The following is a 22843-nucleotide window of genomic DNA, read 5'->3' as shown; positions in this document are numbered from 1 at the left end:
GTTCGCGTGCCGGAGCTGCGGATTCGTTGATCACGCAGACCGCAACAGCTCCCGCAACATCCGCGCCAGAGCGTGGGAGTTGTGGAGATGCGGGGCCCAGTCAACGGCCCCTGCCCCGCCCCGGACATCTCGGGGTGGGACTGGACGCAAACGCAGCATCACCGCCAGTGATGCCCGTTGTGCAAGCCCGGCGCTTTAGCGCTGGGTAGTTGACTTTGGCCAGCTTGACCTCGTAGTCGTTGAGCACAGCCACTTTCTTCTGCGGCCACAGCTCGCCGAACTGCGCCAGCTTGTCGGCGAGATTGGCAGGGACAGCGGAATTGGACGTCGGGCATCCCTCCTCAAGGGCCGGGCAACCAGGAGCGACCCCTCAGGCCCTCCAACCGGCGTCACGAGCCTGCCGCGCCCGGGCTCTGCCAGTCTTGTACGTTCCTGACGTGGAGGCCGTCGGTCCCTGGGATCGCCGAGGTCTTCGACGCAGACTTCACGTGGGAGCTGATGTTCCTGGACGACGGCTCGGTCGACTTCACGGCGTCGGCTTCCGCAAGCGTGAGGCAGGGCGGGGTGGGGTGTGAAGGTCGTACCGTCGGACAACGCCGCCCGCCCTGCGCGCGATCGAGTACGGCCCCTGAGCGTCCGTGACCGTGACTGTGACCGCGATGGGTTTGCCACCTGACCCCTCCTCGCGAGCGCCTGCTTTCCGGGGACTTCGACTCGGTGCATGCGCGATCATGGCCGGATGGACGCTCGTTTCCTCGGCATCGCCCAGCTGGTCGACACCCCGTCCGTGGCGGTCGTGGTCGACGTCATGCGTGCTTTCACGGTGGCTGCCTGGGCCTTTGGCCTTTGCCCAGGGGGCGGAAAAGATCGCGCTTGCCGAGTCACTGGACGAGGCCCTGGCACTCAAGGACAGCCACCCGGACTGGGTGGCCCTCAAGGACGGCCCGCCGGCCCCTGGGTTCGACACCGTCAACTCGCCGGGCCTGCTGCGTTCCCTCGACCTCGGCGGACGGACCGTCGTGCAGAAGACCACGGCCGGCACGGTCGGCGCCCTCGCGGTCAAGGAGGCGTCGCTGGTGCTGTGCGCGAGCTTCGTCGTGGCGGGAGCGACGGCTCGACTCCTGCAGACCCGCAAGTGCGCCGATGTCACGTTCGTGGTGACCGGCGAGGATGGACAGGCCGATGAGGATCTGGCCTGCGCTCAGTACATCGCTCGGAGGGTCACCGGGGCCGGCACGGACGCAGCCGAGTTCCTCCGCCGGGCCGGCGAGTCACGCGCCGCCGCCGAGCTGACGGAGGGTGTGCGTGAAGGAGTCCATCCTGACGACGTCGCCCTCTGTCTAGAGCTCGACCGGTTCCCTTTCGCCATGGTGGCGACCTTGGAGGACTCACTCATGGTGCTGCGTCCATGCGCAGTGCCTTCGCCGACCGTCGAGGCTTCGATCTGACGGTGCGGTGGTGTGCATCATGATTGCCGTGCACGGACACGGGTTGGGCGGATGTCGGCAGTCCCGGGTCGGATGCGACCATGCCCGGCCGGCACCGGGTTATTCCTGCCAGCCCGCTGTCTCGGCGGTGCGTGCCTGCCACTGCCTCACCCCTGGTCCGTTCGGATCTCCTCGGTGGCAGAACTGCTCCAGCTCGGCGCATCTGGACAGCATGGCGGCCCGGCGAACCGGCCACGCGGGCACGGCCCCGCCGTAGGCGTTGAAGAAGTGGTCGAGTTCCTGGTGGTGCTCGGCGTGGTGCATCCGCACGATCCACTCGCACCAGGCCAGATCCTCGACCGCGTCGCCAACGTGGGCGAACTCCCAGTCGACCACGGCAGTGACCTTAAAGGACACCGGGTCCAAGAGCAGATTGTTGGGCCCGAAGTCCCCGTGGACGAGCACCTTGCCGGCATCGTGCGCGCCCGCCCCGAGGACGCTCGTCGCGGTCTCATGGATGCGACGCAGGAGCACCCCGCAGGCTTCCAGGACCCGCGCCGCGTGACCCGCCTCCACCAGTTCCTGTCCCGGCACACTAGCCACGAACCCGAGTGTGAGGTCCCGCCGTCCAGGCCACGCACCGGAGGTACCGGCAGCTTCCCCTGCAACCGGGTCAACAACGCGTACTCCCGCGCACGCCTGATCCCCGCATCGGGTCCCTCGTAGGTCTTCTCCACCACCGATCCGTCGCCGACCGTGCGGTTGGTGTAGCCGTGCTTCAACGGGCGCATCCACCGATCATCGTCCACGGCACCGCACTGCGCTTACATCAACCCCGACCTCATTCTCCGCATGAGCCGTATCGAGGTGACGAGTCTGGAACCGACTCCTTCATGGGCAGGATGATCACCATGGTCAACGCCCCGAGCCCCTTCCACCACCACCTCGTCGAACAACCGCGCCTGACCGACCTGGCCCTCGCTCCCGACGGCACCCGCCTCATCGCATCCGTCCAGACCCTCGACGACGAGGGCACGCGGTACGTGCCGGAGCTGTGGGAGGTGGATCCGGCGGGCGAGCGCGAGGCCCGTCTCGTGACCGGATCCGTCCCGGGCGACTCCGCCCCCACCTTCACTGCCGACGGCAGACTGCTGTTCCTCGCCGAACGTGGCCCGCACGAGCCGTCGGAAGCTGCCCTGTGGGCGCTGTCCGAGAAGGGTGAAGCCGAGCGGATCGTCCACCACCCGGGCGGTATGACCGCGTTCACCACCGCCCCTCGTGCGCCCACGCTCGCCTGGACAGCCGCTCTTCTGCCGGGCGCTGCGGATGCCGACACTCACGCCGCCCTGCTCCACGAGCGCCATCGGGCACGCGTCACCGCGGTCCTGTACGAGGCGACGCCCACCCGAGCCGGCGGTGTGGACCTCGGCCCCGCCGAACCGCACACCTTCGTCCATCGTGGCGATGCCCTGCCGGTCGACGCGGGCGGTCAAGGCCTCGCGGGTGCCGGGGACATGGCCCTCTCCCCGGACGGGCAGGTGGTCGCCTACACGCGGGCCCCGACGAGCACTGCCCCGGACACGAACGTGGTGGTGATCGCCGACGCGGTAACCGGCATGGAGCGTCGCACCTTCTCTCTGCCGGGCCACCAGTACCACCGCCCTGTCTTCAGCGCCGACGGCACGCGCCTGATCTGCCAACGCCAGCGGGAGGAGACGTACGACATGGAGTGGCGGGTCACCCTCGTCGCCCTTGACCTCGGATCCGGCGAAGAGACGGACCTTCTGCCGGACTTCGACAACTGGCCCTGGCCGGGACGGGCGATACCCTCTCCGGTTGCCGGGGACGCCACACTGTGGTTCACCGGCGACGAGCGGGGCCACTGCCCGGTCTTCCGCCGTGACCCGGACGGCACAGTCACCCGCCTCACCGCTTCCGGCGCGTACTCCTCCCTCTGCGTGACGCCGGACGGGTCCATCCTCTACGCCCTGCGCAGCGCGCTCGACAGTCCGCCCCAGGTAGCCCGCCTGGACGCCACCAAGCCCGATCAGCAGCCCACCTTCCTCAGGGCACCGGGCGAGCTCGGCCCCCTCCCCGGCACGCTGACCGAGGTGTACACGACCGCGGACGACGGCTTCGCACTCCGCGCCTGGCTGATCCTGCCCGAGGGCGCCGGGCCCGACGACCCGTCACCGCTCCTCGTCGAGGCGCACGGCGGACCCCAGTCGTCCTGGAGCGGCTGGCCCTGGCAGTGGAACCCGTGGCCTTTCGTGGCCCGCGGCTACGCCGTACTTCTGCCCGATCCTGCGCTGTCCACCGGATACGGGCAGCAGATGCAGGCACGCGGACGCGGCCAGTACGGCGGTCGGCCCTACCGCGACGTGATCGCCCTGACCGACGCCGCGTTGGCCCGCGCCGACCTCGACGCGGGCCGAACGGCCCTTGCCGGCTGGTCCTTCGGCGGCTACCTCGCGGGCCGCGCCGCGACCCTCACCGACCGCTTCAGAGCAGTCGTCTCACACGCCGGGATGTGGAACCTGGAGGCCTTCCAGAGCGACACCGACATGCACACGTACTTCCGGAAGATCTACGGCGACCCGCGCACCCGGCGCGAACGCTACGAGGCCGACTCACCCCACCTCGACGCGGAGAACCTGACGACACCGATGCTGATCGTGCACGGCGGCAAGGACTACAGGGTCCCGGTGGGCCAGCCCCTGGCCCTCCACCACGACCTCCAACGCCAGGGTGTACCCGCCAAGTTGCTGTACTTTCCGGACGAGAGCCACGGCATCGGAGCCCCGAACCACCTGCGCCTCGTGTACGAGACCGCCCTGAACTTCCTCGACCACCACGTCCTCGGCGAGAAGTGGAGGCGGCCGGGGCTCCTGTGACGTCGGTCGATCACGAGGACGGCTCGGGCGTCAGTGGGTGGGGATGCCCAGATCCGTGGCGACCGAGTCCGCGCGGACGAAGACGGACACCGGGAACTGCTCGTCGCAGTACTTGTTGCCGGACGACACGATTCCCACCACTTTGCCGCCGCTGATCAGCGGCCCGCCGGAGTCTCCTGGGCAGATGCTGTCGGTGGTGCCGGGGCGGGGCATGCCGCACAGCATCGCGGCGGGGTCGGTCTCGGGGTCGGTGTACGGCCGGCAGTCGGCGACGGGGGAGAGGACGAGCGTGGTCTGCTTGAGCCGGGTTCCGTTGATGCCGGGCCCGGTGCGTCCCCAGCCGAGCGCGGTGGCCTTCCGGCCCTCGGCCACCAGCTTGCCGTCCCTGGGGCCGGCCACCGGGATCGTCCGGTACGGCATCGGCCGGTCCAGGGTGAGGACCGCGGCGTCGTAGGCGTAACCGGGCGCGCCGTAACGCGAGTCCAGCCGGGCCGAGGTGACCTCGCGCACCGTGCCGTCGGTGCCGTCCACCTGGGTGCGGCCGCCGATGACCCGCAGCGTGGACACATCACCGGCGCTCTCCACGCAGTGGCCGGCCGTGAGCACCTTCGTGGGCGCGACGAGCGTGCCACCGCAGAACTGCCGGCCGTTGAACTCGATCAACATGGCGTACGGCCGGGCCTTCGTGGTGGCCGGACCGCCACCCTTGATCGCGGAGGCCGGAGCGGCGGTGGACCAGAGCGCGGCCGCGGCGAGCACGGCCGTGGTGACGCCGGCGGCCGTGCGCGTTCCGGGACGAGTGGATCTGGCGGCGCGGATATGCATCGCGGTTTCCCCCTGGACTGCTTGGCGCGGGACGTGGATCGGCCCCGCGTGTGTGGTCGGTGGGGAGGACGAGCGTCAGGGGCGCCTTGGTTTCGAAGAACGCGGCCGGCGGGAGCCCTCGAGCCCTGTGCGGCAGTCTCAGTCGAAGAGGATGTGCCGCAGCATCCGCGCGAGATGCGCGGTGAGTTGTTCCGGCGGCATCGAGGCGAGCGGGTCGGTTCGCGCGATGTACCGGCTGAAGGCGACCCCGATCATCAGGGACCCCACGAGCGCCACCCGGGCGTCCAGGTCGTCGTCCCGAGCCGCCGTCCCGTCGGGGGAGAGCACGGACCGGTAGACGGCGGCACTGTGCTCCTGCATCGCGGACAGGAGGTCGGCGGCAGCGCGTTCGTCAGACGCGGCACTCCGTACGAGGGCGACGAGCGGGTCGCCCACGGCGTCGGTCTCCATCCGCCGTACGAAGGCGTCGGCGATCCGGTCGGGCAGTGTCGCCGGGTCCCCGGCCGCCACCTGCTCCAGATCACGATTACCCGGAACCGCCGCGAGGAAGAGCCGTTCCTTCGACGAGAAGTGGCGTGTGATCAGACCGTGGGTGACACCGGCCCGGCCTGCGATGTCCCTGAGGGTGGTGCGGGCGTAACCGCGCTCGCCGAAGGCGTGGCGTGCCGCGTCCAGGATCGCCGCCCGGTGTCCCTCGGGGTCCCGCCGGCGCCTGCGCGGCGGACTCCCCGGCTCTTCGCTGCCTTTCGCGGCGCCCTCTGCCATGTGATCACTGTACTTCCGGCCCGGGCGTCGCGGACCTGCGCGGCTATAGTTAATATCCAAGTGGATATTAAGAGTTGGGTACGCCCAACCGGCAGCTGAAGGACGGTCACCGTATGACCAGCACACTCGTCGTAGGCGGCAGCGGCGGATTGGGCGCAGTGATCGCCCGGCACTTCGCCGACCGCGGCGATGACGTCGTCGTCACCAGCAGGGACAAGGCGCGGGCGGAGGCCACCGCCGCCCGGATCGGCCCCGGCACGCGGGGGCTGGCCGTCGACCTCGGCCAACCGGAGACGATCGGTGCCGCGTTGGCGGACGTGACCGAGGTCGACCACGTCGTCATCACCGCGGTCGGTCAGGCGGCGAACTCGCTGGCGCAGTTCAACGTCACTGATGCCGTGGCGGCGGTGACCATGAAGCTCGTCGGCTACGCCGAGACCGTCCGTGTGCTGCGCGAGCGCTTCAACCCCGGTGCCTCCGTCGTTCTCTTCGGCGGGCTCGCCAAGGAACGCCCGTACCCCGGCTCCACCGTCGTCAGCACCTTCAACGCCGGTATCACCGGCCTGGTGCGGACGCTCGCCGTGGAGATCGCCCCCCATCGCGTCAACGCCCTGCACCCCGGCCTGATCGGCGACAGCCCGAAGTGGCGCGACGTTCCCGAGCCGCCACACTCCGCCCAGACACCGATCGGACGGCTGGTGACCATGGCCGAGATCGCCGACGCCACCGAGTTCCTGCTCCGCAACACCGGCGTCAACGCCCACGACCTGCACATGGACGGTGGCCTCCTCGCCACCTGACCCGCGCTCGCGGGAGCCTCAGTCGTGCGACGCGGGCCGCAACCGCAGCGTCAGGATCTGGAACGGCCGCAGCGTCAACCGGACGGCATCCGCCAGTTGTTGGTGGCTCGACGGGTCGTCCAAGGGGCGTTCCAGCAGGTCGGTCACGAGGGAGGAGGCCAGCGGGAAGCCGGTGGTGAGTGTGGCCGCGGCCCGGGTGCCCCGGGACTCATAGAGCCGTACGACGACGTCCCCGCTGCGGTCGTCGGCGAGCTTGACCGCCTCCAGGATCACGCCCTCGTGGTCCACCGACACCAGCGGGGCGACCGTCGCACTGCCCGGCACCGCACGCTCGGGCAGGTTGAAGCGGTACCCCTCGCGCCTCGCGTCGGTGACGTCGGCGCCGATCACCAGCGCGTACCCGAGCCGGTGGGTGCCCTGGTCCTGGTCCGGGTCGGGAAAGCGGGCGGCGCGCAGCAGGGAGAGGCGGACCGTGGTGGTCGTACCGCCGTCGGAGCGCACGTCACGGGTGACGTCGTGGCCGTAGGAGGAGTCGTTGACCAGGGCGACTCCCCAATCGGGCTCGCCGACGTGCACGAAACGGTGGGCGCACGTCTCGAACTTGGCCGCGTCCCAGCTGGTGTTGGTGTGCGTGGGCCGCTCGACGTGTCCGAAGGGGATCTCGGCGGTCGAGTGGGCGGCCCGTACGTCCAGCGGGAAGGCCGCCTTGAGGAACTTCTCCCGCTCGTGCCAGTCGACAACCGTGTCGATCACCAGCCCGCGGGACCCGGCCGGCAACGTCAGGGTCTGGTCGATCCTCGACGCGCCGAAGACCCGGACCACCCGGACACCGTCGGCGGTCGCCGTGACCGACTCGGCATCGGTGAGGTCGCGCACGGTGTTGCGGTAGAAGACGTCGACATCCCAGGCGTCCCACTGGTTGGGGAAGTCCTGGTGCAACTGGAGCAGGTTGCCGACCGCCCCGGGAGCCAGCGCCTCCCGTCCCGCGGTGTGGTCGTATGCGGAGGTGATCAGACCGCGGGCGTCCACCACGACGCGCACCAGACCGTTGTCGAGGACGAACCCGTCCCCGTCCGGGGCCGGCGGCACCGGCACGTCGACGGCCTCGGGGCGCGGGCCGGCGCCGAACGCCGCGACACCGCCCCGCGAGTGCGGCGCGGAGTTGAAGACCACCGTGCCTCCAGCCGCCGTGCCTTCAGGATCTCCGGCCAACGCCCCCTGAGCGGCGCCGATCAGCTCCTCCAGTTCCCGGGCCACGGCCGCGTACGTCTCCTCCGCCTCCCGGTGCACCCAGGCGATCGACGTCCCGGGCAGGATGTCGTGGAACTGGTGGAGCAGCACCGTCTTCCACAGCCGGTCCAGGGCGTCGTACGGATACGGCTGCCCGTGCCGTACGGCCGCGGTCGCCGCCCACAACTCCGCCTCGCGCAGCAGGTGTTCGCTGCGCCGGTTGCCCTGCTTGGTGGCGAGCTGGCTGGTCAGCGTGCCGCGATGGAACTCCAGGTAGAGCTCCCCGGACCACACCGGTGCGCCGCCGTTGGCCTCGTACTCGTCGTGCGCGCGCCGGAAGAAGTCGACCGGTCCCTCCATCTCGATGCGCGCCGATCCCTCCAGGTCCCTGAGCCGGTCGGCGCGCGCCAGCATCTCGCGCGTGGGGCCGCCACCGCCGTCGCCGTAGCCGAAGGGGATGAGGGAGTGGCCGGCGCCGGCCTTGTCCTGGAAGTTCCGCACGCTGTGAGCGACGTCGGCGCCGGACAGGTCGCCGTTGTAGCTGTCGACGGGCGGGAAGTGGCTGAAGATCCGGGTGCCGTCGATGCCCTCCCACCAGAACGTGTGGTGCGGGAACTTGTTGGTGGTGTTCCAGGACATCTTCTGGGTCAGGAACCACTTCACCCCGGCCAGCTTCATCAGCTGCGGCAGGGCCGCGTTGTAGCCGAAGGTGTCCGGCAGCCACATCTCCTCGGTCTCGACGCCGAACTCCTCCAGGAAGAACCGCTTTCCGTGGACGAACTGGCGCACCAGGGCCTCGCCGCCGCTGATGTTGGTGTCGGGCTCCACCCACAGGCTGCCGGTCGGCAGGAACTGCCCGGTCTTCGCCTTCTCCTGCGCTCGTGCGTACACCTCTGGGCGGTGCTCCTTCAGCCAGGCGAGTTGCTGCGCCTGGGACATCACGAACTTGAACTCCGGGTGGTCGTCCATGAGGTGGGTGACGTTGGAGACCGTCCGGGCCACCTTGCGCACGGTCTCGCGCAGCGGCCACAGCCAGGCGGTGTCGATGTGCGCGTGCCCCACCGCCGAGATCCGGTGCGCGCTCGCGTGCGCAGGCGATGCGAGCACGGGTGCGAGGACCGCCCGCGCGGCGGCCGCGCCACCGCTGATGTTCTGCAGGTCGAGTTCGTCCAGTGCGAGTTCGACCGCCCGAAGGATCTGCCACCGGCGCGGGGTGTCGGGGGACAGCTCGGGCATCAGCTGTTGCAACACCTCCAGATCCTGGACGAGTTCGTGGACCTCCCGGTCGAACACGGCGAGGTCCAGACGCCGTAGCCGGTAAAGGGGCTCGCCGGGGTCCGCGGCCGGATCTCCCAGCCACGGCGCCCGGCCGCCCACCGACGTGGGGCCGAAGGTGAGCTCGCCCGGAGCGGTGTGCATGACGACCGGGTTGGCGGCGGCCTCGACGTAGGCGGCGAACTCCTCGCCGCCTGCGGCCCGTTCGGTCACCGGCAGCCAGGTGTTGCGCGGGTTGAGTGCCTTCACCGCGGTGCCGTCCGGCCGGTAGACCAACCCCTCGGCGGAGAATCCCGCGGAGTGGGTGGCGAACCCGAGATCGAGTACGGCCTCGACCGTCTCGCCGGCCCAGTCCGCCGGGATCGTCCCGCTGACCTTGAACCAGCTCGTGGACCAGGCGGGCCCCCACCAGTCGCCGACCCGGGCCGGCCGGTACGGAGCGGTCAGGCCCTCGGCGACCGGGACCGGCTCGCCGGGGACGTTCCAGATCTCCACGTGGAGAGGGACCGACCGGGCATGGACGGCGGGCCGTATCCGCTCGTTGAGCACGCGGGCCAGCCGCTGTTCGGTGACTTCACGGTCGTTGTGCATGAGGTGTCCGTCTCCGTGCGAAGTACTACGAGGTGGGGGGAACGAGCCCGGGTCAGCCCTTGAGCGCGCCGCCGAGCGCGAAGCCGCCGCCGAGTTTGCGGGCCAGCAGCAGGTAGAGCATCACCACGGGCAGCGAATAGAGGAGCGAGAACGCCGACAACTGCCCGTACTGCGTCTGGTCGTGGGCGGAGAGGAAGGTGAACACGCTGACGGACGCGGGGAGTTTCTCCGGGGACAGCAGCAGGATGAAGGGGACGAAGAAGTTCCCCCACATGCCGATGAACGTGAAGATGGTGACCACGACGACACCCGGCCGCATCAGCGGCAGCACCACCCGCCACAGCACCTGCATGGTGTTCGCGCCGTCGATACGGGCGGCCTCCTCCAGGACGATCGGGACGCCGTCCATGAAGTTCTTCATCAGCCAGATCCCGAACGGCAGCGCGGACGCGGCCAGGAACAGGGTCGTGCCCGGCATCGAGTCGATCAGGTTCACCTGCACGAACATGCTGTACACGGGGATCATCACGGCGGTGATGGGCAGCCCGGTGGAGAACAGGATCGTGTAGAGGAACGGTCGGCGCACCCGGGACCGGTAGCGCGAGAGCGGGTAGGCGCACAGGACCGAAGCCACCACGGTCACCGCCGTGCCGAAGCCGCACAGCAGCAGACTGTTGAGCATCGGCCGGTAGGTGGTGTCGACGTTGAGAACCGCGTCGAAGTTGTCGAGCGTCAGCGCCGAAGGCCACTTGAGCCGGAAGGAGTTGGTGTCGCTCACCGAGGCGAGCACCATCCACAGCAGCGGCAGGATGTACAGGACCGACACGGCGATCAGGACGAGGTTGATCGCGAGGCGACCGGGACGCACGCGGCGCGGAGACCGCGCGGCGGGTGCCGGGACCGTCTTCGAGACGGGCGGGGCGGGGGGAGTGGCGACGGCGGCCATCAGTCGTCCTCCAGTTTCAGCAGCCGGATGTACACGACGGAGAAGAGGGCCCCGACCACCAGCAGGACGAGGGCGATGGCGGTGCCGTAGCCGATGAGGCTGTTCTGGAAGGCCTGTTGGTACATGAAGATCGGCAGTGTCTCGCTCTTGTTGCCGGGGCCGCCGCGGGTCATGGTGTAGATCAGCCCGAAGACGGAGAGCGTCTGGAGCGTGATCAGCATCAGGTTGGTCAGGATCGAGGGCCTGATGACCGGCAGCACGACCCGCCACAGCCGCTGCCAGGGGCCCGCGCCGTCCATCTCGGCGGCCTCCACCAGCTCCTGCGGTACGTCGTTGATGGCGGCGGTGAAGACCATCAGCGAGAAGGCGGTGCCGCGCCACACGTTGGCCAGGCACACCGCGAGGATCGGCATCGTGTAGAGCCAGTTCTGGTCCGGCAGATGCACCGCGTCCAGAAGCGAGTTGAGTGAGCCCTGGTCGTAGAAGAAGGCGTACATCAGATAGCCGGCGACCACCTCGGGCAGCACCCACGCGGCGATGACCACGCCGTTGACGAGTGCCCGTACCGGCTGGGTGGCCTTCTGCATCAGGACCGCGAGCGCGAGCCCGAGGGTGTTCTGGCCGATCACCGCGGAGCCGACCACGAACAGCAGGGTCAGCCACATCGCGTTGAGGAAGTCGGTGTCCTTGAACGCCCTGGTGAAGTTGTCGAAGCCGACGAAGTTGGTGCCGGCGGCACCGGTGAGCTGCATGTCGGTGAACGCGTAGTACACGCAGTACGCGATCGGACCGGCCAGGAAGACGGCCAGCAGGACCACGGCCGGGACCGTGGGCAGACCGCGCAGCAGCGAGCGGGCGGGCGCCCCGCGGGACCGGCGGGGGTGACCGCCGGTCCCGTGAGGCGCCGGGGCGAGGGTGGTCACGAAGTGCCCTCCGCGGTCTTGTCGTCGCCCACCGCCGCCTTGACATCGTTATCGAAGGTCGAGGCGGCCTTGTCGACGGAGGCCTGACCGGTCGTCACGGACTCCATCGCCTTCTGGATCGCGGTCGAGACCTGGTTGTACTCGGGCAGCCCGGGCCGGTAGTGGGTGTCGGCGACCAGCTCCGTGAAGAACTTGTTGGTCGGCACCGAGTTCAGGTACGCCGGGTCCGACGCGACGTCCGTGCGCACCGCGATGTTCGCGTTCGTCGCGTTCCACTTGGCGGCGTTGGTCTTCGTCTGGAGTGTGGTCGACAGGAACTTCCAGGCCAGGTCGGGGTTCTTGGCCTTCGCCGGGATCGACCAGGCCCAGCCGCCCGACATGCTCGTACTGCCGGGCGCCTGACCGTTCTGGGTCGGCATCGCCGCGGTGCCCATCACCGACTGCCACTCGTTCCACGGCTTGGCCGCCGCCGAACTCCAGTTGTTGGGCATCCAGGAGCCGTCGATGTCGATCGCCAGCTTGCCCTCGGGAATGAGCTCGGTGCCCACGGCGGTCCCGAAGTTGGCGCCCAGCGCCTGCTCCTTGGCCGGACCGAGCCCCTCGCCGTACACGGTGTGAACGAAGTCCAGTGCGTCCTTGAAGCCCTGGCTGCCCACGACCCACTTCTTCTGCGAGGCGTCGTAGAGCGACTTGTCGCCGGCCGGGGTGCCGTACAGGAGCATCTCGAAGCCCTGCATGGAGGAGGCCTCGCCGCCCGCCTGCCCGGTGTAGAGGTTCAGCGGGGTGACGCCGGGCAGCTTCGCCTTGATCTTCTTGGCGGCGGCGATCACGTCGGCCCAGGTCTTCGGCTGCCAGGGCACGGGGATTCCGGCCTTCTGGAGGAGCTGCTTGTTGTACCAGATCCCGCGGGTGTCGGTGTCGTCCGGTACGGCATAGGTCTTGCCGTCGGAGGCTCCGGTCACCGCGCCCTTGGCGGCCTTGGCGTACTGCGACCAGTCGGCCCACTTGGCGGTGTAGGTGTCCAGCGGCTTGAGGTAACCGCCCGCGATGTCGGAGTTGATGAGCGCGGTGTCCTCGTAGACCAGGTCGGGCGCGGTCGCGGGGGAGCGCATCATGAGCTGGAGCTTGGTGTAGTAGTCGTTCTCGGAGGCGGTCACCGGCACGAGGGTCACCTTGGTGCCCGGGTTGGCCTTGGTGAACTCCTTCACCATCGAGGCGAGGAAGTTGGCCTGGATCTTGTTGGTGCTGTCCAGGTTCTGCCAGTAGACGACCTTGATGGATTTGGCCGAGCTGCCTGACGAGCCCGAACCGCAGCCGGTGGCGGCCAGGGCGGTGGCGGCGGTGAAGGCCGCGGCGGTGACGATTCTCGAGCGCACAGTGGTTCCTCCGGGACGCGAAACCTGAGGGAAAGCCGCGAGTTTTCGGGCCTGGAGGCCAGCCGGGACGACGCGCCATACTCTGCGCCACCCTGCGCTGATCGGCCTCGATGGCCGGAATTTGATGGGCGTCAGCTAAATCCATTTGATGGATGAAGTCAATGCTTCGAGTATGTAAACTTTCGCCCTGGGAGTGCGGGGGCGGCGGATGCGAGGGGACCAGGTGACCGACAGGTGACGATGCTCAGCGGGACGAACCTGCCGCGGGTCGGCGGCTACAACCAGGCCGTCGTCCTGGACGCGATCCGCACCACGGGACAGGTGAGCCGGGTCGAGCTGGCCGCCCTCACCGGCCTGACCAACCAGACCGTCTCCAACGTCGTCCGCAAGCTCCTCGACGCGGGCCTCGTGGCCGAATCCGGCCAGGCCCCCTCCAGCGGCGGCAAGCGCCGCACCCTGCTGACCATCCGGGCCGACGGGGCGTGTGCGGTCGGCGTCCACCTCGACCCCGATGCCGCGGTCATCGTGGTGGTCGACCTGGCCGGCGAGGTGATCGGCAGCCGACGGCTGCGGCTCACCGACCCGGGCGACCCGGCCGACGTGGTGGACCGCATAGCGCGCACCACCGGGCGCCTCCTCGACCGCAGCGCCGTGGACCGCACCCGCCTGCTCGGCCTCGGCATCGCCGCGCCCGGGCCCCTCGACGGCAGCACCGGCGCCGTGGTCTCCCCGCCGAACTTCCCCGGCTGGGGCCGCGTCCCCCTCGCGGAGATGTTCGCCGACGCCACCGGCCTGCCCGTCGCCCTCGACAACGACGCCACCGCCGCAGCCATCGGCGAGCGCTGGATCGGCGGCGCGGACCGGGCGGGCAGCTTCCTGTTCATCTACCTCGGCACGGGCGTCGGCGCCGGCATCGTCCTCAACAACACGGTCCTGCACGGCGATTCGGGCAACGCCGGCGAGTTCGGCCACATGGCCGTGGAACCTGGGGACCGTGTCTGCCACTGCGGTGCGATGGACTGCCTCGGCCCGTATGTCAGCCCGGCCGCGATCATCGACGACCTGCTGCGCCTGCACGGCCGAACTGCCGCCGACCGCATCGGTCTCACCGGTACGCCCGACTCCGTGCACCACGACTGGAAGGCCCTGCGCCGGGCGGCCCGCACGGACGATCCCGACGCCTGTGATGTCGTACGGCGTGCCGCCCGCCGTATCGGCGAGGCCGCGCGCGGCGCTGCCAGCCTCCTCGACGTCAGCCGGGTCGTCCTCGGCGGCGAGGCGCTGCGCGGCATCGAGCCGATCATCCGCGAGGAGGTCGAGGCCGCCGTCAACCGCACGTCCGTCGCCCGTACGATCCGCACGGTCGCCGTCGAGCAGAGCGTGATCGGCGAGACGGTGGGCGCGGTGGGGGCGGCGTCGCTGGTGCTGCACGGGAACTATGCGCCGGGGTGGCGGATGCTGACGGATGTGCCGGGCTGAAATGGGGGCGGGGCGCGAGGAGTTGGGGGATGCGCTGACGTCCCGCGTCCGAAGTCCGGGTCAGCCCCGGGATTCCGGGTCCTGGGCTTCGTAAGGCCAGACATCGTCCGGGAAGACTCGCGCGAACCAATGGGGCTGGACGTCCCGAAGCCGCAGCGTGCGCCAGCGGCGTGGGTCGGCGGGTTCCGGGACCGCGACCTCGACGTCTGGGCCGTAGGCGAAGAGCCGCTCCTGGCAGACACCGCAGGGCGTCAGGATCCAGTACCCGCGATCCTTGTCGCCGGCGGTCACGCACACGGAGGCCACCACGCGCCGCCCCAGCTTGAAGGCCTCACAGATGGCGCCCGTCTCGTGGCAAAGGCCCACGGTGGCGGGCCAGCCCGATGGCGGCGTCCACGAGTTCCTGATCAACAGCCATGCAGGAAACGTACATCCGGCGGACCCGTCCACGCTCAAGTCGGCCTGGTGCGTAGGCACTAGGACACGGGAGTGGGTGGTCCGGGTGCACCAGGGGAAGACGGCGGCGCAGGACGATGCCCGGCGGGGCGCCGGAAGGAAGGGTCGGAGGCGTGCGGATCCCGCGCATTCCCCCTGCCTAGCGGCGTCTGGAGTGATCAACAGGTGGCTACTTTTCTTTACCGGATCGGACGGTGGGCCTTCCGTCGGCGCCGTCTCGTGGGTGGGCTGTGGCTGGGTGCCCTGCTGCTGGCCGTCGCCGCCGCAGCCATGGCGCCGGCCGGGGAGGAAGAGGACCTCTCCATGCCCGGCACCGAGTCGCAGAAGGCGTTCGACCTGCTGGACGAGCGCTTCCCGCAGAGCAACTCCCAGGGCGCCGAGGCCCGCTTGGTGTTCCGGGCCCCGGACGGGCAACGAGTGACGGCCAGGGAGAACAAGGCGGCCGTCGAGGACGCGCTCGGCTCGCTGGACGGGGGCGGTCAGGTCGCGTCGACCACCGACCCCTATACGACCGGCGCGGTCAGCGAGGACGGCACCATCGCCTACTCCACGATCACCTACACCGCGGACGCCGTCGACCTGACCGGGTCGACGAAGAGCGCCCTCGAGGACGCGGCGAGCCAGGCCCGGGACGCGGGGCTGACCGTGGAGATCGGCGGTTCGGCCCTGGATGCGGAAGAGGAACTGGGCGGTACGACGGAGCTCATCGGCGTGGCGGTGGCGGCAGTGGTGCTGGTCCTCGCCCTCGGGTCGCTGGTCGCGGCCGGACTGTCACTGCTGACCGCGTTCACAGGCGTGGCCATCGCCTTCGGTCTGGTCTCCGCGCTGGCCGTTCCACTGGGTCTGACGTCCACCGTCGCCATCCTGGCCCTGATGCTGGGCCTGGCGGTCGGCATCGACTACGCACTGTTCATCACCTCCCGCTACCGGGACGAGCGCGCCCAGGGCAGCGAGCCGGAGGAGGCCGCCGGCCGGGCGGTGGGCACGGCCGGATCCGCCGTCGTCTTCGCCGGCGCGACCGTCATCATCGCCCTGGCCGGGCTGGGGGTCGTCGGAATCCCCGAACTCACCAAGATGGGCATGGGCGGCGCGGGCGCCGTGGCCCTGGCCGTACTCGTCGCCCTGACCCTGGTCCCGGCGCTGTTCGGCTTCTTCGGACGGCGGGTGCTGTCCCGCCGTATCCGCAAGGCCACCCGGCCGGGAAGCGAGCGCCCGCACCGGGTGCCCGCCGCGGCCGGCCGGCCCGGGCTCGGCACCCGCTGGGCGCGGTTCGTGCTGCGCCGGCCGATGGCCGTGCTGATGATCTCCGGACTCGGTCTCGGCGCCGTCGCCCTCCCGGCGCTGAGCCTCGAACTCGGGCTGCCCGGCGACGAGTCCAAGTCGGTTCAGACCACCCAGCGCCGTGCCTACGATCTGCTGTCGGAAGGCTTCGGCCCCGGCTTCAACGGCCCGTTGACCGTGGTCGTGGACATGTCGGCGTCCGAAGACACCAGGGCCACGACGGACCTGGTCGTGAAGACCGTAGGGGGAGTCGACGGGGTCGCGTCAGTCGGTGATCCGGTGCTCAGCCGGACCAAGGACACGGCCGTCCTCACCGCCGTTCCCCGCACCGCGCCGAACAGCGGCGAGACCAAGGACCTGGTGCACGCGATCCGGGACACGGTCCCGGGCGTCGAGGCCGACACGGGCGCCGCCGTCCTGGTGACCGGCACCACCGCGATGAACATCGACATCTCCGAAGCCATGTCCGACGCCCTCGTCCCCTATCTGACCGTGGTCATCGGCCTGGCGGTGCTCCTGCTGACGGTGGTCTTCCGCTCGGTGCTGGTCCCGGTCAAGGCCGCGCTCGGCTTCCTGCTGTCGGTGGGTGCCGCGTTCGGCGTCCTCGTCGCCGTCTTCCAGTGGGGCTGGGCGGCGGACCTGCTCGGCATCGAACAGACCGGACCGGTCATGTCGCTGATGCCGATTCTCATCATCGGCATCGTGTTCGGCCTCGCCATGGACTACGAGGTCTTCCTCCTCACACGGATGCGGGAGGCCTACGTCCATGGCGCATCTCCCGGCGAGGCGATCGTCAGCGGGTTCCGGCACAGCGGACGGGTGGTGGCCGCGGCGGCGATCATCATGATCAGCGTGTTCGCCGGATTCGTCGGGATGAGCAGCCCGACAATCCAGACGATGGGCGTCGGCCTGGCCGCCGCCGTCGCCTTCGACGCCTTCGTCGTCCGGATGGCGATCGCCCCCGCGGTCCTGGCACTGCTCGGCCACCGGGCCTGGTGGCTGCCTCGTATCCTGAACCGTGTGCTGCCGAATGTGGATATCGAGGGTGAGGCACTGAGCAGGCATGTCCCGGCCTCCACGGCCGAGTCGGACGCAGCGGTGCGGCGGCTCCCCGTCGGGCGGGACTGAGCAGGCCATGACTCACACAGGGGGCGTTGGCCCGCGACCACGCGGCACGTGGTGGCGGGAGGGAGCGATCACGGCGACGGCGTTCGCGCTCTGTCTGCTCGGCGGCGTGGTGAACGACGACGGCAGCACGCTGTCACCGCCGTCCGCCGTCGCCTATGTCATCGCCGTGGTGTCCTGTGCCGTGCTGCCCGTACGGCACCGGGCGCCCCTGGCCGCCATGGCGGTCACGACCGCGAGCGGCGTGCTGGCGCCCTTCCTGGGCCTCCTGTTGAGCCCGCTCATCGCGGCTCCCGCCGTGATCACCGCCTACTCCTATGCGCTCACCGCGCGCACCGAACGGCGCGCGGTGAGCGCGGTGGCGCTCATCTCCGTGGCGCTGCTGGTCGCCTCGACCCCCCTGTTCGGGGCGCTGTCCTGGAAGGACGCGAGCAGGGTGGGAGCGGTGGCGGCGTTCCCGTTGGTGGCCGGCGTACTCGGTCACTCGGTGCGGAACCGACGGGCCTACCTGGCGGCCATGGAGGAGCGGGCCCTGCGGGCCGAGCAGAGCCGGGACAGCGAGGCGCGCCGGAGAGTGGCCGAGGAACGGGTGCGGATCGCCCGCGAACTGCACGACCTCGTGGCCCATCAGATCACCCTGGCCAACGCGCAGGCCACGGTCGCCGCCCACCTCTTCGACACCCGCCCGGAGCAGACCCGCAAGAGCCTCAAGGAGCTCGTCGAGACCACCAGCGACGCGCTCGACGAACTGCGGGCCACGGTCGGTCTGTTGCGTCAGTCCGGGGACACTGCCGCCTCTCCCGCCGAACCGGCGCCCGGGCTGTCCCGTCTTCCTACGCTCCTCGAGTCCTTCCGCCGCGCGGGACTTGAGGTGTCGGCGCACGAGGAGGGCACGGCCAGGCCGCTGCCGCCGGGAGTGGACCTCACCGCCTACCGCATCGTCCAGGAGGCCCTGACCAACGTGACCAAGCACGCCGGCACCCGTGGCGCCCGGGTGCGCCTCGTCTGGAACCGCGACCGCGTGACGATCACTGTCGCCGACGACGGAGGGGGCGCCCGAACGGCATCGACCGCCGCCACGGGGCCGAGTGCGTCCACGGCGGGGGACCGTCCGCCCGGTTACGGTCTGATCGGGATGCGTGAGCGTGCCACCGCGGTCGGGGGACAGCTCTCCGCGGGCAGGCGCCCGGAGGGTGGCTTTCTCGTCTGCGCCCAACTGCCCCTCCCGCCCGCCAAGGACGCGACGCACGGGACGGACGGAGCGACAGCCGTCGAGAACCGGATGGCCGACGCGGCGACAGCCGACGGACGGACGGGCGAAGCAGAGGCGGGGGGTGCGCTGTGACGCTCCGCGTGCTGCTCGCCGACGATCAGGCCCTGCTACGGGGCGCCTTCCGGCTGCTTCTCGACTCCGCCGACGACATCACCGTGGTCGGTGAGGCCGCCGACGGCAGGGAGGCGGTGAGACTCACCCGGGAACTGCGCCCGGACGTGGTGGTCATGGACATCCGGATGCCCGAGGTGGACGGTCTCACCGCCACGTCTCAGATCTGCGCGGACCCGGAACTGCGCGCCAGCCGCATCCTGATCCTCACCACGTACGAGACCGACGAGTACGTCGCCCAGGCGCTGCGCGCGGGGGCCGGCGGGTTCATCGGCAAGGGCATCGGCGCCGAGGACCTGCTGGACGCCGTGCGGACGATCGCCGACGGCGACACCCTTCTGTCCCCCGCCGCGACCCGTTCGCTGGTCGCCCGTTTCCTGGCCACACCGGACGACGTCCCGTCGCACCACCCCGAACAGCTCGCCGTGCTCACCCCGCGCGAACGCGAGATGGTGGCTCTGGTCGCGACCGGCCTGTCCAACCAGGAGATCGCCGAGCGGATGTTCCTCAGCCCCTTCACCGTCCGCGCCCACGTGCAGCGCGCCATGACGAAGCTGGACGCCCGCGACCGGGCACAACTCGTCGTCATCGCCTACCGGACGGGCCTGGCCCAGGCCGCCCCCGAGGCCGGCACCGACCACCTGGCGTAGTACTCGCACCCGCTCGCCGCGCGCACCGAGGACAGAAGTGGTCCGTCGCATGGGGATACTGCCGCAACTGCGGGACGCGCACATCGACTCGACGCCGCTGCCCATTCCTCGATGCCGATGGCAGTGAAGTGGCCTCGCTCCATCCGAGCGCCGTTGTCGGCAGTGTCGAGGGACAGGACATCGAGGTGCGCCGAGGGGATCTGACCGCGCTCCTCCACGCACTTGTCCGCGACGATGTGGAATTCCTGTTCGGCGACTCCATCCGCACCCTCGACCAGTCCGGACAAGGCGGCGACATCACGTTCCACAGCGGGCGACAGCGCACGTTCGACCTGGTGGTCGGTGCCGACGGAATGCATTCACCCACCCGGGAGTCCCTGTTCGGCCGCTAGGAACAGTTCCACCGCTACCTCGGCTACTGCTTCGCCCTGTTCACCATGTCGAACACCTTCGGGCTCTCCCGCGAGCTCATGTTGTGCGGCCCTCTACGCCGTCGGGAAGAACGACGAACTGCACGCCTTCCTGAATTTTCACCGGCCGGAACCGCCGTTCGAGGCCCTCCGGAACCCCGACGCCCAGCGGGACCTGGTCGCCAAGACCTTCGCGGGCGCGGGATGGGAGGTCCCCGGTTGGTCGACGCCATGCGTGACGCGGACGACCTGTTCTTCGACACGGCCGGTCAGATCCGCCTGCCCCACTGGGCCGGCGGCCGCGACGTTCTCGTCGGTGACGCCGCGTACGCCCCGTCGTTCCTCACCGGACAGTCGAGTTCGTCGCCATGAACCAGGCACTGGTCAACGACGGTGGGGCCACGCTCTTTCCCACCACGGCGTCGGCCCTGCAGCAACGCAACACCAAGCGGCGCGACTTCGTCACCCTGCCCTCCGCGACAACCCGACCGGCCCATTCAGCCCTCACGCTGCCCGCGTTCGCCCCGGTGCCGTGAGGTTTCTCAGGTCAGGTTCAGGCCGCCGTCGAGCACGATGACCTCCCCGGTCAGATAGCCGCTGCCGATCACCGACGCCACCAGGTCGGCCACGTCGGCGGGGCGGGCCGGGCGGTGCATCGGTGCGCGGTCCCGCCACAGTTCGTGCGCCTGTACCCAGTCCTTCGTCATCGGCGTGTCCACGAGACCGGGCGCCACCGCGTTCACCCTCACGTCGGGCCCGAGCGCGGCCGCGAGCAGCCGGGTGACGTGGTTCAGCGCGGCCTTGCTCGCCGCGTACGGCACCGAGGAACCCTTGGGCCGTACGCCGGCGTGGCTGGTGATGTTGACGATGCTGCCGCCGCCGGGGGACTGCCGTAGCGCCGGAAGGGCCGCGGTGCACAGCACCCAGGGCGCGATGAGGTTGACCTCCAGCAGGCGCCGCCAGTCCGCCGGGGTCGCCGCCGCGAGGTCCGCGTGGGGGATCGGCCAACTGATGCCCGCGTTGTTCACCAGCACGTCCAGCCGCCCGAAGTGACCCAGTGCCGTCTCGACCAGCCCCCGGGCTTCCTCCTCCACTTCGAGATCGGCCTGTACGTAGGCGCCGCCGAGTTCCGCCGCCAGCGCCTGCCCGGCCTCCGTGCTGCGCCGCGAGTGCACGACGACCCGCGTCCCGTCCGCCGCGAGGCGTCGTGCGACGGCCTCGCCGATCCCCGACGCGGACCCGGTGACCAGGGCGACGGGCCCGTTGCCTTGTTGGATGCTCATGATAGTGGATCTTGTCACGACCCGCCCGATCGCCTTCCGCGCGACGTGGTCACCCCTGAGCGGCCGGCCGCCCGCGCCCCCAGGCGGCCAGAGGCCGAAGCGCGTCGTTGAGGCGCTCGCCGTCCTCGGCCAGTGAGTACTCGACGCGGGGGGCGGCACCTCGACGTATGACGGGCTGCCGACGAATTACGGCTCGTGAGGTGACGCAATGCTCGTCGAGGAGTTCAGCTGTCCTCCTCTGCACGCTGGATGCCGGAGACGTCCGCAAGGAGACCTCGGAGCGCTCCCCGGTGGACAAGCAGGGCCGAGCCACGTCTGCCAACGGCCAAATACCACTGACCAGGCTCCAGTTTGCCTATCCGCCCTTTGGACGTCTCGGACAGGAGAGGGCGGCGCTCGGGGACGGCGAACCAGAATGGTGCACGGGTTTGTGGGCATCTGCGGCCCGGGGTGTACGCCGCCCCCACCCCCGTGCCCGTACCGGGGAACCGACGAGATGCGGCTCCCGAGGTGACGGAATGCACGAGCAGGGTTATCGGCCCGTACGACCGCCGCGTGTTCGTCGGCGCTCGCGCCGTGCCGGGTTCCCAGATTGGGAACGCGGGACCTGCGCGGGGATCTTGGGCCGTTCCTGGAAGGTGAACTCGGTGGCCAACGCCAGAGCCCGGCGGGCCTCCTCTGTTGTGGTGGAGGGCTGATTGCGCTGCCGAGCATGGCCGTGGACGGCTCGGACGAAGCTCTCTACCCACCCGGTGAACCGTGCACGCTTGGCTGGCTCGTCGCGGTCGTCGATGGTCTCGGCGATCTCGCCGAGCCAGTACGCGGCCCTGGTGTCCAGGACGATGCCGTCGCAGTGCTCCAGGAGGAGCCGGCCAATCTGTCGGGCTACTGGGAAGCGTCGCTCCTGCACGAGCATTAGGGCCCGCTCGAGTCGCTCCTAGGCGGCAGCCCGGTCCTCATGTTCACGAGCGACCTCGGGTGTGCGGCGCTCGCCGGGCTCGCGGACCTGCTCGGCCTTCAGCCTCCGCGCCTTCTGGTACGCGCCCTGCTTGGAGGTCACGCACAGCGCTTCGGAGAAGTGCCCCACGGCACGCCCGCGGCCCGGCCATCCTCGATCGCCTTCAGCTGCCCAGTGTCGGCCTGCTCCCACAGGTGCTGCCACAACGTCGCGCGCAACACCGCGGCCTCGCCCATGACGTTGACCGGGCTGTCCTTCGGCTGCTTCAACTGTCCAGCCCACGTCTGCGCGTGCTCCAGCACCCGGAACAGTTCTTGCGAGGCGGAGAGCCGCTCGTACGCCGGATCTCCGCCCAGCTCGTGCAGTTCCCGAAGCCGCTTCACGATCGGACCGGTCTTGATCTCCCCCAGACGGATCGGCGGACGCTTCGGACGGGGCTTCACTTCGATCTCGCAGACGTGTCCGTCCGGCGCGCCCGGGCATCCTGGGTCAGGCGGCGCGGAGCGCCGCAGCGCCATGATGTCTGCTCGGCCGCGGAGCGGCCGGGTATGTGGTCCGGTCAAGGGGCCGACACGCCTTGTTTGTCACTCGTTCAGGTGATCCACTTCGAACGTGTGGTGGTCTGTCGTGCGGGTGTGTACGTTCGGTGCTTGTGAAGCTGGTGGTGCAGGTCAGGCTGCTGCCGACGCCCGAGCAGGCGGCGGCACTGGAGGCAACCCTGCACGCCTGCAACGAGGCCGCCTCCTGGGTGAGCGAGGTGGCCTT

Annotated in this window: 19 protein-coding genes and 3 pseudogenes; 10 read left to right on the top strand and 12 right to left on the bottom strand. The window is 70.0% G+C overall.

Annotated elements, in window-relative coordinates:
- Positions 1 to 739 precede the first annotated feature (739 nt).
- Positions 740 to 1448: pseudogene (locus RNB18_RS50140) on the top strand (2-phosphosulfolactate phosphatase).
- 99 nt (positions 1449 to 1547) lie between these two features.
- Here RNB18_RS50140 and RNB18_RS50135 read toward each other — a convergent pair.
- Positions 1548 to 2030, bottom strand: a complete 483-nt coding sequence (locus RNB18_RS50135) for a phosphotransferase (protein WP_311720805.1) — start codon at positions 2028 to 2030, stop codon at positions 1548 to 1550.
- Positions 2031 to 2320: 290 nt separating this feature from the next.
- Between RNB18_RS50135 and RNB18_RS50130 the strand changes: the two genes are divergently transcribed.
- Positions 2321 to 4321, top strand: a complete 2001-nt coding sequence (locus tag RNB18_RS50130; protein WP_311720804.1) for a S9 family peptidase — start codon at positions 2321 to 2323, stop codon at positions 4319 to 4321.
- 30 nt (positions 4322 to 4351) lie between these two features.
- Here the strand turns inward: RNB18_RS50130 and RNB18_RS50125 are convergent, their stop codons facing one another.
- Both RNB18_RS50125 and RNB18_RS50120 read right to left on the bottom strand, forming a co-directional pair.
- A complete protein-coding gene (locus tag RNB18_RS50125) occupies positions 4352 to 5146 on the bottom strand; it encodes a S1 family peptidase (protein WP_311720803.1) in 795 nt (264 codons plus the stop codon).
- Between the two features lie 138 nt (positions 5147 to 5284).
- The gene (locus RNB18_RS50120; RefSeq protein ID WP_311720802.1) at positions 5285 to 5911 is read right to left on the bottom strand and encodes a TetR/AcrR family transcriptional regulator; all 627 of its coding nucleotides are present in this window, start codon (positions 5909 to 5911) and stop codon (positions 5285 to 5287) included.
- Between the two features lie 113 nt (positions 5912 to 6024).
- Between RNB18_RS50120 and RNB18_RS50115 the strand changes: the two genes are divergently transcribed.
- Entirely contained in the window at positions 6025 to 6711 is a 687-nt protein-coding gene (locus RNB18_RS50115; protein WP_311720801.1) for an SDR family oxidoreductase, read from the top strand.
- Between the two features lie 18 nt (positions 6712 to 6729).
- On the opposite strand, the gene RNB18_RS50110 is transcribed toward RNB18_RS50115, so the two are convergent.
- The 4 genes from RNB18_RS50110 to RNB18_RS50095 are packed head-to-tail and all read right to left on the bottom strand — an operon-like array spanning position 6730 to position 13052.
- Complete coding sequence (locus RNB18_RS50110; protein WP_311720800.1) at positions 6730 to 9807, bottom strand: alpha-mannosidase; 3078 nt, start codon at positions 9805 to 9807, stop codon at positions 6730 to 6732.
- A gap of 52 nt (positions 9808 to 9859) precedes the next feature.
- On the bottom strand, positions 9860 to 10753 hold the full coding sequence (locus RNB18_RS50105; RefSeq protein WP_311720799.1) for a carbohydrate ABC transporter permease: 894 nt from the start codon (positions 10751 to 10753) through the stop codon (positions 9860 to 9862).
- Positions 10753 to 11676: a carbohydrate ABC transporter permease gene (locus tag RNB18_RS50100; RefSeq protein WP_394817797.1), complete on the bottom strand. Its 924-nt coding sequence runs from the start codon at positions 11674 to 11676 to the stop codon at positions 10753 to 10755. Before RNB18_RS50100 ends, RNB18_RS50105 begins: the two co-directional genes overlap by 1 nt.
- Entirely contained in the window at positions 11673 to 13052 is a 1380-nt protein-coding gene (locus RNB18_RS50095) for an extracellular solute-binding protein (protein WP_311720798.1), read from the bottom strand. Before RNB18_RS50095 ends, RNB18_RS50100 begins: the two co-directional genes overlap by 4 nt.
- Before the next feature lie 240 nt (positions 13053 to 13292).
- Here RNB18_RS50095 and RNB18_RS50090 point away from each other — a divergent pair, with 240 nt between their 5' ends.
- Positions 13293 to 14531 carry an ROK family transcriptional regulator gene (locus tag RNB18_RS50090; RefSeq protein ID WP_311720807.1) on the top strand — a complete coding sequence of 413 codons (1239 nt, stop codon included), beginning with the start codon at positions 13293 to 13295 and terminating at the stop codon, positions 14529 to 14531.
- A 60-nt stretch (positions 14532 to 14591) separates the two neighbouring features.
- On the opposite strand, the gene RNB18_RS50085 is transcribed toward RNB18_RS50090, so the two are convergent.
- A complete protein-coding gene (locus tag RNB18_RS50085; RefSeq protein ID WP_311720796.1) occupies positions 14592 to 14942 on the bottom strand; it encodes a cytidine/deoxycytidylate deaminase family protein in 351 nt (116 codons plus the stop codon).
- 210 nt (positions 14943 to 15152) lie between these two features.
- Between RNB18_RS50085 and RNB18_RS50080 the strand changes: the two genes are divergently transcribed.
- The 4 genes and pseudogenes from RNB18_RS50080 to RNB18_RS50065 form a co-directional block, all read left to right on the top strand.
- Positions 15153 to 17396 (top strand): MMPL family transporter, encoded by a 2244-nt coding sequence (locus RNB18_RS50080; RefSeq protein WP_311720795.1) that lies wholly within the window; start codon positions 15153 to 15155, stop codon positions 17394 to 17396.
- A gap of 7 nt (positions 17397 to 17403) precedes the next feature.
- Positions 17404 to 18738 carry a sensor histidine kinase gene (locus tag RNB18_RS50075; RefSeq protein WP_311720794.1) on the top strand — a complete coding sequence of 445 codons (1335 nt, stop codon included), beginning with the start codon at positions 17404 to 17406 and terminating at the stop codon, positions 18736 to 18738.
- A complete protein-coding gene (locus RNB18_RS50070) occupies positions 18735 to 19427 on the top strand; it encodes a response regulator transcription factor (protein WP_311720793.1) in 693 nt (230 codons plus the stop codon). Before RNB18_RS50075 ends, RNB18_RS50070 begins: the two co-directional genes overlap by 4 nt.
- Before the next feature lie 19 nt (positions 19428 to 19446).
- Positions 19447 to 20373 (top strand): annotated as a pseudogene (locus tag RNB18_RS50065) (FAD-dependent oxidoreductase); the annotation flags it as partial.
- 6 nt (positions 20374 to 20379) lie between these two features.
- On the opposite strand, the gene RNB18_RS50060 reads toward RNB18_RS50065, so the two are convergent.
- Both RNB18_RS50060 and RNB18_RS50055 read right to left on the bottom strand, forming a co-directional pair.
- Entirely contained in the window at positions 20380 to 21120 is a 741-nt protein-coding gene (locus tag RNB18_RS50060) for an SDR family NAD(P)-dependent oxidoreductase (RefSeq protein ID WP_311720792.1), read from the bottom strand.
- 49 nt (positions 21121 to 21169) lie between these two features.
- A pseudogene (locus RNB18_RS50055) lies at positions 21170 to 21291 on the bottom strand (winged helix-turn-helix transcriptional regulator); the annotation flags it as partial.
- Between the two features lie 541 nt (positions 21292 to 21832).
- Between RNB18_RS50055 and RNB18_RS50050 the strand changes: the two are divergent.
- Complete coding sequence (locus tag RNB18_RS50050) at positions 21833 to 22039, top strand: hypothetical protein (RefSeq protein ID WP_311720791.1); 207 nt, start codon at positions 21833 to 21835, stop codon at positions 22037 to 22039.
- Positions 22040 to 22057: 18 nt separating this feature from the next.
- On the opposite strand, the gene RNB18_RS50045 is transcribed toward RNB18_RS50050, so the two are convergent.
- Both RNB18_RS50045 and RNB18_RS50040 read right to left on the bottom strand, forming a co-directional pair.
- Positions 22058 to 22180 (bottom strand): hypothetical protein, encoded by a 123-nt coding sequence (locus RNB18_RS50045; RefSeq protein WP_311720790.1) that lies wholly within the window; start codon positions 22178 to 22180, stop codon positions 22058 to 22060.
- A complete protein-coding gene (locus RNB18_RS50040; protein WP_311720789.1) occupies positions 22177 to 22596 on the bottom strand; it encodes a hypothetical protein in 420 nt (139 codons plus the stop codon). Before RNB18_RS50040 ends, RNB18_RS50045 begins: the two co-directional genes overlap by 4 nt.
- A 134-nt stretch (positions 22597 to 22730) precedes the next feature.
- On the opposite strand from RNB18_RS50040, the gene RNB18_RS50035 reads away from it, so the two are divergent.
- The coding region (locus RNB18_RS50035; RefSeq protein ID WP_311720806.1) for a helix-turn-helix domain-containing protein at positions 22731 to 22843 on the top strand (113 nt) is incomplete at its 3' end.

The organism is Streptomyces doebereineriae, from assembly GCF_031845645.1.
Classification (GTDB): Bacteria; Actinomycetota; Actinomycetes; order Streptomycetales; family Streptomycetaceae; genus Streptomyces; species Streptomyces canus.
Note: the sequence above shows the minus strand (reverse complement) of the source record. Positions and strands in the feature narration are given on the sequence as shown.

What these genes read in the sequence shown, in the direction of transcription:
- RNB18_RS50050 (WP_311720791.1), top strand. Translation starts at nt 21,833, where the DNA reads ATGGCCGTGGACGGCTCGGACGAAGCTCTCTACCCACCCGGTGAACCG.
- RNB18_RS50110 (WP_311720800.1), bottom strand. Translation starts at nt 9,807, where the DNA reads ATGCACAACGACCGTGAAGTCACCGAACAGCGGCTGGCCCGCGTGCTC.
- RNB18_RS50120 (WP_311720802.1), bottom strand. Translation starts at nt 5,911, where the DNA reads ATGGCAGAGGGCGCCGCGAAAGGCAGCGAAGAGCCGGGGAGTCCGCCG.
- RNB18_RS50105 (WP_311720799.1), bottom strand. Translation starts at nt 10,753, where the DNA reads ATGGCCGCCGTCGCCACTCCCCCCGCCCCGCCCGTCTCGAAGACGGTC.
- RNB18_RS50115 (WP_311720801.1), top strand. Translation starts at nt 6,025, where the DNA reads ATGACCAGCACACTCGTCGTAGGCGGCAGCGGCGGATTGGGCGCAGTG.
- RNB18_RS50060 (WP_311720792.1), bottom strand. Translation starts at nt 21,120, where the DNA reads ATGAGCATCCAACAAGGCAACGGGCCCGTCGCCCTGGTCACCGGGTCC.
- RNB18_RS50040 (WP_311720789.1), bottom strand. Translation starts at nt 22,596, where the DNA reads ATGGCGCTGCGGCGCTCCGCGCCGCCTGACCCAGGATGCCCGGGCGCG.
- RNB18_RS50125 (WP_311720803.1), bottom strand. Translation starts at nt 5,146, where the DNA reads ATGCATATCCGCGCCGCCAGATCCACTCGTCCCGGAACGCGCACGGCC.
- RNB18_RS50090 (WP_311720807.1), top strand. Translation starts at nt 13,293, where the DNA reads ATGCTCAGCGGGACGAACCTGCCGCGGGTCGGCGGCTACAACCAGGCC.
- RNB18_RS50075 (WP_311720794.1), top strand. Translation starts at nt 17,404, where the DNA reads ATGACTCACACAGGGGGCGTTGGCCCGCGACCACGCGGCACGTGGTGG.
- RNB18_RS50130 (WP_311720804.1), top strand. Translation starts at nt 2,321, where the DNA reads ATGGGCAGGATGATCACCATGGTCAACGCCCCGAGCCCCTTCCACCAC.